The sequence below is a fragment of the Rathayibacter sp. AY1A4 genome (genome assembly GCF_002930955.1).
Lineage (GTDB): Bacteria > Actinomycetota > Actinomycetes > Actinomycetales > Microbacteriaceae > Rathayibacter.
On the sequence record NZ_PSTN01000005.1, the window covers coordinates 147,393 to 159,366 of the forward strand.

Below are 11,974 nucleotides of genomic sequence, written 5' to 3' on the forward strand. Positions count from 1 at the left end.
GCCGGAGTGCGCTTTCCGGCAATCGAGTCCTCGTCACTATTCCGTCGAATGTGCGGCGCGGACGATACACCCTTAGTCTTGATCCTCGGTCGCATTCTGCGACCGAGCCTGCGTCCTTCTCTGAGCCTTGTTCACCTCGGATGGAATTCACGAGCGGTACGACCGGGCACAAGGGGGAGAGAATGAAGCTGCTGAAGCCTGCGGGCGGGGCCCGACGCGAATGGGTGGATTTCGCCAAGGGTGCCGCCATCCTGATGGTCGTCTACTACCACACGTCGTTGTACCTCGGCGACATCGGGGTCGAGAACACTCTCGGCCGCATCAAGGTCGTGTTCGAGCTGTTCCCGATGCCCCTCTTCTTCCTGGTGTCCGGTCTCTTCGGCTCGCGCATCCGCACCTGGAGCTTCGGCGACCTCTGGCGCCGCAGGCTGTACCCGCTTCTCTGGCTCTACGTGGTCTGGTCCGTGATCCGCATGGCCTTCTACCTGGTCGTGCCTCTCGCGAACGGCGGACTCGGCGAGCTCCCCGCGACCGACCCGCTCAACCTGCTCCTGCTGTTCTTCTGGCCCAGCAGCAGCTACTGGTTCATCTACGGCCTCGTCCTCTTCACGCTCGGCGCGTGGCTCCTGCGCAAGGTCGACCACCGCGTGCAGGTCGCCCTCGCCGCGGTGATGGGGACGATGTTCACCACCGGTCTCCTCAACACGACCAACGTGGGCTGGAACCGCATCGGCGCCCTGTTCGTCTTCTTCCTGGTGGGCACGCTCTACTCGAAGAGGATCATCGACTTCGTCGAGCAGAAGGGGAGCCGCGCGTTCCTCTACGTCACTCCGGTCTTCGTCGTGCTGAGCGCGGTGCTCTTCCTCTTCCCGATCCGCTGGGTGCCGTTCCTCGCCCTCGCCGGCCAGATGGCCGCCGTCGCGATGGGCATCCTCGTGTCGCGGGCCCTCTCCCGAGTGCGATTCCTGAACTTCTTCACGATCTGCGGCGAGCGCAGCCTGCACATCTACCTGCTGCACCTCTACTTCATCGTGATCGCCATCACGATCCTGCGGGTGATCCTCCCCGAGGACCGCTCCGAGATCGGCGGCTTCGAGGTGCCGCTGCTGCTGGTCGTGATGGTGCTCGCGGTCGTCCTCTCGCTCTTCGTGACCCGCTACCTCTCGAAGGTCAAGTGGATCTACGTCCCCCCGGCCGCCCTCGGCGGCCCCGGCAAGCGGCGCAAGCCCGTGCCCGTCCCTGCGCGCGGCCCCGGAGTCGTCTCCGATCCCGCCGCGGTCCCGGCCGATGAGCCCGGCACCTCCCCCAGTCACGAGAAGAAGAGAGCGGAGTCCCACGAGTGAAGACGACACGAGCACGCAGAGCCGGAGTCCTGGCGGCCGTCGTGGCCGTCGCCCTCGGGCTCGCCGGCTGCTCCTCGCAGCCCGAGCCCGTCCGCACGCCCGACGGCTTCACGACCGAGAAGGCGATCGAGTACCGCTCGGTCGACGGCGTCTCGCTGAAGGCCGACGCCTGCCTCCCCACCGCGGGCGGCACCGACCGCCCCGCGCTGCTGATGCTGCACGGCGGAGGGTTCGTCGACGGCGCCCGCGACGAGGGCGGGATGACCGAGCTCTGCGAGTACTACGCCGAGCGCGGCTTCGTCTCGGTCTCCGTCGACTACCGCCTCCTCCAGGACAGCCGGTACCCCGGCCAGATCGAGGACGCGCAGGCCGCTGTGGAGTGGCTGCGCGAGCCCGCGCAGGTCACGCGCTTCGGCCTCGACCCCGCCCGCATCGGAGTGATGGGCAGCTCCGCCGGAGCGATCATCGGAGCGACCATGGGCACGCTCGGCGAGGGCTCCCTCACCGAGGGCTCGCGGGTCAAGACGGTCGTCGCTTTCTCGGCGGTCGCCGACATGACCGAGACCGGGATGTCGCTGGGCACGCCGGTGCCCGAGGCGAAGGAGCAGATCCTCTCCTACCTGGACTGCGACGAGATCGACTCGACGACCTGCCCGCAGAGCATCCCCGCGTCGCCGATCACCTCGGTCGACTCCACGGACGCCCCGCAGATCTGGCTGACCTCCGAGGACGAGCTCGTCCCGGTCGAGCAGGCCGACGCGATGCAGGTCGCCCTGCAGGACGCCGGAGTGGCGTCCGAGGTCGGCGTGGACGGCTCCGGCCACCACGGGCTCCAGAACAACACCCCGAACAACAAGAAGGCGATCCTCGCCTTCCTGCAGGCCCACCTCTGATCCACCGCTCCCGCGCGAAACCTCGCGGCCGGGTCCGCGCAACGCGGACGACACATCACGACGCTACAGTCAGACCCCCTGCACTCCGGTGCAGTCGACGAAAGGGACACCACACACCATGACCTTGAACGGACTGTTCGCCGGCATCGGCCGGAGGTGGGTCTACATCGTCGCCTTCGCTCTGCTCGGCGCCGTGGCGGCCCTGGTACTCAACGCCGTCCTCCTCCCGCAGTACAAGGCGGACGCACGCGTGTACGTCGCGGTCTCCTCGTCCGGGGTCCTCTCGACCGCGGACCGGGTCGCGGCCAACAGCGCCGCCTCCCAGGCCACGGTCACCTCCGTCGCCCTCGGCACCTCGGACACCGTCCTGCAGGGCGTCATCGACGGCCTCGGCATCGACGAGCCCATCGAGGACTTCGCCAAGCGCGTGACCGTCCTCGCCGAGCCGGAGTCCGTGGTCATCACGATCTCGGCCACCGACCCCTCGCCCGAGCAGGCCGCGGTCATCGCCAACGCGGTCGCCGCCCAGCTCGACGCGGCCGTGAAGGGCGCCGATCCGGCGACCACCACGAACGGCGTCGCCGTCCCGCAGATCCAGCTCCAGGTGCTCAGCCAGGCGCTCCCGCCGGAGCTGCCGGTCACCGGTGGCATCCTCGTCCTGCTCGCGCTCGGCATCCTCGGCGGCGCCGTGGTCGGCGTGGGAGTGGCGATCGTGTTGACCGCCCTCGACCGCCGCCTCCGCAGCGGCGACGACGTCCGCTCCGCGATCGACCGGCCGCTGCTGGGCATCGTCCCGGTCAAGGCCACCAAGCTCGACGAGATGCTGAACTCGACCGAGATCCCGGCCCGCTACTCGGCCGTCGCGTTCGAGCTCTCCGCCATCGCGCGCACCCGCTCGTACTCCTCCTTCGCGATCGCCCCGGCGTCCGAGAAGACCCCGCACACCGCCAGCGCGGTGCTGCTCGCCAAGGCGCTGGCCGTGCTCGGCTCGTCCGTCGTGATCGTGGACGGCACCGCCGAGGGCTCGGCTCTCGCTTCCGCCTCGGGCGGACGCCCGGGCCTGCGCGAGGTGCTCGCCGGAGCCGCCTCGCTCGACGACGCGATCATCAAGCGCTCGACCGACCGCGTCGACCTGCTCCCCGCGGGCGGCGCCCAGGCCGGTACGCCGATGCCGACCGACGCCCTCCGCGCGCTGGTCGAGGAGCTCGAGAAGGTCTACGACATCGTCCTGATCGTCACCGGCACTCTCGGCGCGACCGAGCAGTCGCCGACCTTCCGCGGCGTCGCCGACGGAGCCGTCCTCGTCCTGATCGAGGGCAAGGTCGACTCGCCCCAGGCCGCCGCCGACGTGCACTGGATCGAGACCGCCGGCACCCCCGTGGTCGGCGCGGTCGTTCTGGCCCGCCACAAGCTGCAGAAAGCCCCCGCGATCGTCTGATCGCGTCCTCGCACGCTGCGGAGAGCGCACCCCGGCCCCGGCCGCGGTGCGCTCTTCCGCGTCCGGGGACTGCGCGGTGCCCGCCCGCGCGGTGCCCGCCCGCGCGGTGCCCACCCGGGCCTGGCTGCCCTCTCTCCGGGCTCAGCCGGCCTCTCCGACGTCTGGCCGTCCCCCGCGAGCCCGCTGACCCAGCGAGCCCGCTCACCCCGCGAGCCCGCGGAAGTCGCGGTACTCGCGCGCGAGCACGCCGACCTCTGCGGACGCAGGAGGAGGCAGCGCCTCCGTCCGGAGCCCGCGGGCACTCCGGGGCCCGGCCGGTCCCTCCGGCCCTCCAGCCTCTCCAGCGCCCGCCGTGCCGGACCAGGCCCCTCTCCGGCTCCCGCGAGCCCGCTCGCCCCGCGTGCCCGCAGAAGTCGCGGTACTCGCGCGCGACTCCGCCCACTTCCGCGGACTCGACAGGAGGCGGCGTCGCCGTCCGGGCCCGCCCGACTCCCCGGGACCTGCCCGGCCCGTCCAGCCCTCTCCAGCGCCCGCCGTGGCCGGACCAGGTGCCTCACCGGCTCCCGGGAGCCCGCTCACCCCGCGAGTCCGCAGAAGCCGCCGTACTCGCGCGACTCCGCCGGCTCCCGCCTGGTCGGCGGGAGGCGGGCACACGCAGAACCGCCGCCGTCGAGGGGACGACGGCGGCGGTTCTGTGCGCGGGCAGCGGATCAGGTCACGGCGTGCAGGCCACGTTCCCGATCAGGTCCTTCCCGGAGTTGGAGCAGCTCAGCGTGTTGCCGCTGGTGGACCAGTTGGACGGCTGGTGGAGGTAGACCACCGCGTTGCTGGTCTTCAGCGCGAGGTTCCCGCTGATCGTGTTGTCGTTGCCCGAGCCGTCGGCGCGGGTGATCACCTGGTAGCCGTAGGTGGTGGTGCCCGCGGCGGAGTTGCCCGCGGCCAGCCAGCCGTTGCCCGAGACGAGGATCAGCGAGACCACGTCCGAGGCGAGCCGCGATCCGCCGACGACCGTGTTCCCGATGATGTCGCCGTCGAGGGTGCCCTCCTTGGCCTCGATCGGCTCGGCGCCGGTGTCGCTGATCGTGTTGTCCACGACGGCGATGCGGGCCGTGCGGTCCGGGTCGCAGTCGTTGTACTCGCACCAGTTGCGGTCGGAGGTGCCGACGTAGACGCCCTCGCCGTACTTGGCGGAGACGATGCCGGTGCGGCGGATGGTGCTGCCGACGATCAGGGAGTCGGTGGTCTGGTTGCGGAAGTGAACCGCCTCGTAGCCGATCTCGCTCACCGTCAGGCCGGCCATCTGGACGCCCTTGCTGGCGAGCACCTGGATGCCCTGGAAGGAGCTGCGGACCGAGAAGCCCACGAGGTGGACGTCGCTCACCGTGTTCAGGATGAGCGCGGTACCGCTCGAGGTGGATCCGGAGGTGAGGACCGCGTTGGGCGAGCCGCAGATCCAGATCGACCCGGGCTGGGCGGCGGTGCCGCGGAGGGCGAACTTGCCGGTGTAGACGCCGTCGGCCAGGCGGATGACGTCGCCGGAGGAGGGGTTGGTCAGGGCCGTGACGAGCTGCGCCGAGGTCGACACCGTCTTGGTGGCGGCGGGGCAGTCGAAGGCCGCGAGCAGCGAGGCGCGGGAGGCGAGGATGTCGGCCGAGGTGGTGGCCGACTCCTTCAGCCGCGAGTCGCGGCCGGCGTCGTCGGTCGCCGTGACGGTGTACGTGTAGGCGCGTCCCGCCTCGGCGGTCTCGTCGCGGTACTGGCGCACCGGGTCGGCGACGGTGCCGACGACCGTGTCGCCGGAGCCGTCCTCGTTCGAGCGGTGCACGTCGTACGAGACGACCCGCGAGCTGAAGGGCGCGTCCCAGGCGACGGTGTAGCCGTCGGTCAGGGGGGAGAGCTCCACGGCGTCGGTCGCGAGGCCGTCCTCGGCGAGGACGAACGCGTCGATGATCAGGTTCTTGTCGGTCGACTTGGAGTTCTTCGTCCCCGTGTAGGAGATGGTCACGGTGTGCGTGCCCTCGGCGAGGTCGGTCGTCTCGTAGACCGGCACCTGGTACTGCGCGGTCGAGCTGTAGCGGTCGACCTTGGTGACGGGTCCGCCGTCGACCGAGACCGCGGCGATGCCGGAGGAGGAGGTCTTCCGGCTGATCCAGCGCCACGACGTGCCGACGAAGGTGAACTTCACCGATCCGGCGGAGGTCAGGTACTTCATCCCGCCGCCGCTGTCGCCGCCCGCCATCGATCTCCACGAGCCGGTGTACTGCAGCGCGGGGTCGGTCTCCTGCACGAGGAGGCTGGTCGCTCCGGAGGGATCGAGCACGGGGCCGTCGTCCTCGCCGCCGCCGGTCTCGTCGGTCGGCTCCTCGGTGGCGGGAGTCGCGCGGGTGATGTCGAACGCGTCGATGACGAGGTTCTTGTCGCTCGCGGAGCTGTTGGCCTTGCCGCTCCAGGCGATCTTGACCGTGTGGACGGTGTCGGCGAGGTCCTTCTTCGTGAACACCGGGACCTGGTACGCCGTGGTCTTCGTGTACCGGTCGACCGAGGTGCTCGCGCCGTCGACCGTGACGGTGGCGATGCCGGCGGAGGCGGTGGTGCGGCTGACCCAGCTGAAGCCGGTGCCGCGGAAGCTGAACGAGACGGAGCCGGTGCTGTTGAGGAACTTGATCCCGCCGCCGCTGTCGCCGCCCGTCATCGTGCGCCACGAGCCGCTGTAGGTCAGCGAGGAGTTCGTCTCCTGGATCCGGGTGCTCTGCCCGGCGCCCGGGTCGAGAGTGGCCGCGGAGGCGGCGGGCGCCGTGAGGGGGGCGACCAGGATGCCGAGAGCGGCGATCAGAGCGGTGGTGAGGGAGAGGCGTGCGCGTCGTCGGCGAGGGCGGGTCGGGTCTGGCGTCGTCTGAGGATTCACGATCGGCTCCGGGTCTTCGAGGGGGCGTCGGGGGCGGTTCGAGGGGGCTGCTCAAGGGGGTGGTGCTGGTCCTCCCGACGCTATAGACGGGCCTTGCGACTGACGGCTGGATGAGACGGATTCAGGTTGTAGTGCCCCATTCGGGCGTGGTGGTCGGGCTTGTATCAGCGATTCCGCTGAAGGACTGGCGAACCGCCGCGCATGCGTGTACGCGGAACGGTCACACGCGCTGTCGACGACGGATCGGAGGGCGGATGTCGGATCGGGAGGAGACTCCGGGAATGCCCGTCCGCGGAATGGACGAGGGGGAGTGCTGCTCGGTCGAGGAACGGCGACCCTATCCGGCGACTCTGGACACGGCCCCGGGCCGGGCCGCTGGGCGAGAGAATTGACCGGGCGTTCACCGGGCCGACCCCGCGCCGAAACACTGCGATGATGGGCTGTCCACTGGTGATCGCCGTCGCACCCGCGTCGCGGATCACCCGCCGCGGGCCGAGCGGCGGTCCCGACGAGAGGGAGGACGCGATGGACACGGCCACGACCGCGACCGGCGACCGCCCGTCCACCCCGCCGTCCCGGGAGCGCCCGAGACGCCACCGGAGCCGCGCTCGCACCGTGATCGGACGGCTCCTGCTCGTCCCCCTCGTGGTGCTCGCCCTCTTCGGCGCCGGGATCCCGCTCTACGTCACGCCCCCGATCGACCCGATCCCCGAGCAGGCGGACGCGGTCTTCGTGCTCGGCCCGTCCACGAGGGCGCGCGTCGAGTTCGCCCGCCGGATCATCACCTCCGGAGCGACGGACACGATGGTGCTCTCGGTCGGCCCCGGCGAGATGAACGCTCCCTACGAGGCCAAGAAGTACAAGAAGTGCAACGAGCCCGGCGGCGACGTCCTCTGCTACTCCGCCGACCCGCTCACGACCCAGGGAGAGGCCCGGCAGCTGCGCGACATGGCCGAGCAGTACGGCTGGGACCACGTCATCGTGATCACCAACGCCTCCCACCTCGTGCGCGCCGAGATGATCATCGAGCGCTGCTACTCCGGCGAGCTCTCGATGGTGCCCTCGGGCGAGCCGATGGGCCTGGACTACCTGGTGAACCAGTACGTCTACCAGACCGGCGCGTTCCTCAAGGCCTTCCTGGTCACCAACGGCTGTTGACGCGAGCACTCCTCCTCGAGCCGCCGAGCCCGCCTGCGCTAGTCTGCCCGGGGCGCCATCGGCCCCGAGCCCGCTCCTGCGGAGCCCGGCCGGCCCGGCCCACGACGGCAGCGCGGCAGGAGGATCGACCGGGGAGACCCGCGACGCTCCCCGCTCCGCACCGGTCACCCCCACGCGAACCCCTCCGAAAGGCCCGCCCGTGACACCTGCCCGATCGATCTTCGCCGTCGGCCGCGGCCAGTACGAGAACATCGGCGACATCATCCTGCGCCGCCAGCTCCTCGACTGGCTCCGCGAGGCGGGTCCGCTCCACGTCTACGTGGGCCACTCGCCGTGGGGCTACGACGACGGCCTGCGCCTGGGCCCGGACGACACGGTGTACCGCTCGCTCCTGCGCTGGTACGCGGCGCTCGCCCGCGAGGCCCTCGCCGGCCGGGCGAACTCGGTGTTCAAGCCGGGAGAGATCCAGCTGACCCTGATCGGGATGAAGGAGCACCTCGTGATGCTCCCGGGCATCGCCCTGGTGCGCCTCGGCGGCGGCCGCGTGATCCGCGCCGGCGTGGGCACCCGCAACTTCGCCCCGCTGCCCCGCGCGATCATGTGGCCCTCGATGGCGCTCTCGAGCTACACCCGCTGGCGCGACGACAAGACGGCCGGCTACATGCGCGTCGGCGCCGCCATGCCCGACCTCGGCTACGGCGAGGGCTCGAGCGACGCGGAGCTGACCGCGTTCGCCGCGCAGCCCGACGAGGAGCGGCGCGTGCTGGTCCTCTCCCTCCGCGAGGACCACGAGGTGGACGCCCGCCCCTACCCCGAGCAGGAGTGGCTGGCCGCGATCAAGGGCTTCGCCGAGCGCGAGGACCTCGACATCGTCGTCGTCACGCAGGTCGCCGTCGACGCCGAGCGCTCCCGCCGTCTCGCGGCCGACCTCGACGCGGACATCCTCGACTGGGATCCGGCGCACACCCACGACGAGCACGAGATCCTGCTGCGCGAGCTCTACCGCACGGCCCGCGTCGCGATGAGCGACCGGCTGCACGTGATCATCATGGCGTTCACCGAGGGCGCGGCCCCGGTGAGCCTGCAGATGGACGGATCGACGAAGGCCTCGCGCCACTTCGAGACCATCGGGATCCACGACGTCACCGTCGACATGTCCCGGACGACCCCGGCCGCCGGCGTCGAGACCTTCTCCGCCGTGGTCGCCCGCCGGAGCGAGCTGCTCGAGAAGCTGCTCGTCGCCCGCGGACGCCTCCGCGGCGTCCGCGACGACATCCAGGCGCTGCTCGCCGTGCCGCCCCGCAGCCGCCCGGCCGCCGCGGCAGCCCCTGCCGGCCCGAAGACGCGGGTGTACCACGTCGGCCGCAGTGGAGAGGTCCCCGGAGGCATGACGCAGGTCGTCAACGGGTACCTGCGCTGGCCGTTCGAGCGCTCGGACGTCCGGGTGATCTCCTCCCGCACCGCTCCGGGCGAGCACGTCGCCGCGGCCCGCCTGGCCGCCGGCGCCGCCGCCCGCATCGTCGCGATCGCGCGCCGGGAGCCCGGCGCCGTGATCGTCGTCCACCTCTCGGAGCGCGGCTCGTTCCTCCGCGAGGGGTCCCTCCTCCGCCTCGCGCACCGCCTGGGCCTGCGCACGGTCGCCCACCTGCACGGCAGCGAGTTCGCCGCCTTCACCGCCGCGCACCCGCGCCTGGTGAAGGACGTGCTGCGCAGCGCGGACGAGATCATCTCGCTCTCGGAGGAGACCTCGGCGATCTGCCGCCGCTACGTCCCCGCCGAGCGTGTGCACCTCGTGCCGAACGCGCTCGAGCAGGGCACCCCGCGCGAGAAGACCCGCACCGTCGTCTTCGGCGGCGTCGTCAGCCACCGCAAGGGCGTCGACGTGCTGCAGAAGGCGTGGGCGCGGGTCGAGGGCAAGGAGGGCTGGCGCCTGCTGGTCGCCGGTCCGATCCGCGAGCCGGAGGTCGTCGATCGCGGCGTCCCGGGGATCGAGTTCCTCGGCTCGCTCGAGAACGCCCGCCTGCTCGCCCTGCTCGACGAGGCGTCCATCGCCGTCCTGCCCTCGCGCGACGAGGCGATGCCGATCTTCATCCTCGAAGCCCTCGCCCGCGACGCCGCCGTCGTCTCGACCGCGGTCGGCGGCATCCCCGAGGTCCTCGGCGACGGCTGCGGCCGCGTGGTCGCGCCCGGAGACGTGGAGGGCCTCGCCGCCGCGCTGACCGAGCTCATCACCGACGAGGACGCCCGTGCCGAGGTCGTCGAGAAGGCCGGGGCGCGCTTCCGCGAGCGCTTCTCCGCCGACGCCGTGTTCCCGCGGGTCGAGGAGGTCTGGCTCGGCTGAGCCGCCTGCGACTTCGCCCCGGATCGCGCCCCGGGCCCCGCTCCGGGCCTGGGCGGAGCCGCGGGAGCGTAAAATCGCTGGAGTCCGCGTCGCCGTGCCGTCGCGCGCCCAGCCGTCCGCTCCCGGACGCCTTCTCCCTCCATCCCAGAGAGGCTCGACCGTGGCCATCGCCGCCGACTCCGACCGCCGCCTGTGGACCCTGCCCCTCGCGCGCGCCGTGATCGCGGCGGTCGCCGGCTGCGTCGTCACCTTCTCGCCCGACCACGGGCCCGCCTTCGGCCTCGCCGTCTTCGGCGGCTTCGCGATCGCGACCGGCGCCGTCTCGCTCGCCCTCGGGCTCCGCAGCTGGAGCGGCCGGGCCCGCCCGCTCGCCCTCGGCTCCGCGGTGCTCACCCTGGTCGCCGGAGTCGCGGCGCTCGTCGCGCTCCCGGTCGCCAACCTGCTCTCCTTCGTCGCCCTCGTCGCCGGCTGGGCGCTGCTCTCCGGCTTCCTCGAGTTCTCGAGCGGCCGTCGCGGTCAGGGCCTCGCCGCCCGCGACTCCGTGATCGTCGGCATCGGCACGATGCTCCTCGGCGCCGCCTTCGGACTCCTCCCGCCCCACCCCGTCGTCACCGTCGGCCTCCTCGGCGCCTACGCCGTGATGGTCGCCGTCTTCCTCGCCATCGCGGCGTTCTCGCTCAAATGGGCCGCCGGCGCCGACGCAGCCACCGGACACGATCCCGTCGCCCCCACGACACCGACCTCCGGAGGAGACCGATGACCGCCGAAGGCCAGCAGCCCGACCCCGCCTCTCCCGCCGACCGCGCCTCGGCGGCCGACTCCGCCCCGGCGCGCGACCCCGGCGAGTTCACGCCCCGCACGTTCCAGCCGACCCGCAAGGACCGCCTGCGCCCGCTCGAGCTCATCGGCTTCTCCGCGGTGATGGCGGCCTTCGTCGGCCTCGTCGTCATGCTCTCGACCCGCGAGCCTGTCGTCGCGCTCATCTCGTTCGGCGTCGCCTTCATCGTCGTGCTCGTCGCGATCGCCATGTTCTCGCTGACCTTCAAGCCGGACGAGGCCGAAATCGCGGACATCGACGAGCAGGACTCCGCTCACTAGGTGAGGGACGGCTCCGCCGCTCCCAGTCGACCGGGAGCACGCCGCGCGGGCGGATAGACCCTTCCGCCGCGCATGCTGATGGAGCAGCCCGGAGGGCGTCTCGAGATCCCGCCTGCGCACGCGGGCGCCGCTTCCGCGTCGGTGGTCGCGCGTAGCGTGCGGAGGGTGGCGGAGGCGATCGGGCGGTGGTGGCAGAGGCGGCGGTTCTCGCGCGGCGCCGACGTCCCCTACGCGGTCGGCACCTACCGGGAGGCCTGGGCGTCCTACCCCGTCCTGGTGCGGCAGTACCGGCCCGAGTACAACGAGGGCATCGTGCTCAGCCAGATCCCGCCCGCGGCCGACGTGTACCTGTGCTGGCTCTGCGACGCCGGACACGTCTTCGTCGCCACTCCCGAGGAGCAGCGCCACCGTCCCGGCCGGGAGCGGCGCCGCTCCTCCTGGTGCCCCGACTGCGCCGAGCTCGCCTCGCCGCGCCTGCCCCGGGCCGCGCCGATGATCGGCGGCCGGCTCGCCGAGGTGCTCGCGCCGACGGCCGCCCCCGACGACGGCTCCTTCGTCCTCCTGGCGCCGCCCGCCGTGATCGCGCGGGGGCTCCCGATGTCCGCGTCGCCCACCGGCCGCGGGTCCGCGTCACCCGCCGACCCGAGCGGATCCGCGCCCGCCGCGTCGCCGACTCCTCCGTCCGCTCGATCGAGTCCTCCAGCTGCCGCCGCTCCGGCCGCGCGCCCGCCCGCTCCTCCCGCCTCCGCACGCTACGCGCGACCACCGACGCGGAAGCGGCGCCCGCGTGCGCAGGCG

The 11,974-nt window shown here is 72.1% G+C and carries 8 protein-coding genes and 1 pseudogene; 8 read left to right on the forward strand and 1 reads right to left on the reverse strand.

Annotated elements, in window-relative coordinates; all coding sequences use genetic code 11:
• Positions 1 to 182: 182 nt before the first annotated feature.
• From C5B92_RS05115 to C5B92_RS05125, 3 genes are all read left to right on the forward strand, one after another.
• Positions 183 to 1,343 carry an acyltransferase family protein gene (locus tag C5B92_RS05115; RefSeq protein ID WP_159940775.1) on the forward strand — a complete coding sequence of 387 codons (1,161 nt, stop codon included), beginning with the start codon at positions 183 to 185 and terminating at the stop codon, positions 1,341 to 1,343.
• Complete coding sequence (locus C5B92_RS05120) at positions 1,340 to 2,236, forward strand: alpha/beta hydrolase (RefSeq protein WP_104247646.1); 897 nt, start codon at positions 1,340 to 1,342, stop codon at positions 2,234 to 2,236. Before C5B92_RS05115 ends, C5B92_RS05120 begins: the two co-directional genes overlap by 4 nt.
• 118 nt (positions 2,237 to 2,354) lie before the next feature.
• Complete coding sequence (locus C5B92_RS05125; protein WP_104350119.1) at positions 2,355 to 3,674, forward strand: Wzz/FepE/Etk N-terminal domain-containing protein; 1,320 nt, start codon at positions 2,355 to 2,357, stop codon at positions 3,672 to 3,674.
• 715 nt (positions 3,675 to 4,389) lie between these two features.
• On the opposite strand, the gene C5B92_RS05130 is transcribed toward C5B92_RS05125, so the two are convergent.
• Positions 4,390 to 6,579 (reverse strand): hypothetical protein, encoded by a 2,190-nt coding sequence (locus tag C5B92_RS05130; protein ID WP_104255872.1) that lies wholly within the window; start codon positions 6,577 to 6,579, stop codon positions 4,390 to 4,392.
• 435 nt (positions 6,580 to 7,014) lie between these two features.
• Here C5B92_RS05130 and C5B92_RS05135 point away from each other — a divergent pair, with 435 nt between their 5' ends.
• From C5B92_RS05135 to C5B92_RS17615, 5 genes and pseudogenes are all read left to right on the forward strand, one after another.
• Complete coding sequence (locus C5B92_RS05135; RefSeq protein ID WP_181028741.1) at positions 7,015 to 7,737, forward strand: YdcF family protein; 723 nt, start codon at positions 7,015 to 7,017, stop codon at positions 7,735 to 7,737.
• A 199-nt stretch (positions 7,738 to 7,936) separates the two neighbouring features.
• The gene (locus C5B92_RS05140) at positions 7,937 to 10,078 is read left to right on the forward strand and encodes a glycosyltransferase (protein WP_104350120.1); all 2,142 of its coding nucleotides are present in this window, start codon (positions 7,937 to 7,939) and stop codon (positions 10,076 to 10,078) included.
• 160 nt (positions 10,079 to 10,238) lie between these two features.
• Positions 10,239 to 10,838 (forward strand): DUF308 domain-containing protein, encoded by a 600-nt coding sequence (locus C5B92_RS05145; RefSeq protein WP_104255875.1) that lies wholly within the window; start codon positions 10,239 to 10,241, stop codon positions 10,836 to 10,838.
• Positions 10,835 to 11,176: a hypothetical protein gene (locus C5B92_RS17610; protein ID WP_258059918.1), complete on the forward strand. Its 342-nt coding sequence runs from the start codon at positions 10,835 to 10,837 to the stop codon at positions 11,174 to 11,176. Before C5B92_RS05145 ends, C5B92_RS17610 begins: the two co-directional genes overlap by 4 nt.
• Positions 11,177 to 11,341: 165 nt before the next feature.
• A pseudogene (locus C5B92_RS17615) lies at positions 11,342 to 11,974 on the forward strand (hypothetical protein); the annotation flags it as partial.

Bases quoted from the DNA above. Each gene is read 5' to 3' on its own strand.
- C5B92_RS17610 (WP_258059918.1), top strand. From the start codon at position 10,835: ATGACCGCCGAAGGCCAGCAGCCCGACCCCGCCTCTCCCGCCGACCGC.
- C5B92_RS05135 (WP_181028741.1), top strand. From the start codon at position 7,015: ATGGGCTGTCCACTGGTGATCGCCGTCGCACCCGCGTCGCGGATCACC.
- C5B92_RS05125 (WP_104350119.1), top strand. From the start codon at position 2,355: ATGACCTTGAACGGACTGTTCGCCGGCATCGGCCGGAGGTGGGTCTAC.
- C5B92_RS05115 (WP_159940775.1), top strand. From the start codon at position 183: ATGAAGCTGCTGAAGCCTGCGGGCGGGGCCCGACGCGAATGGGTGGAT.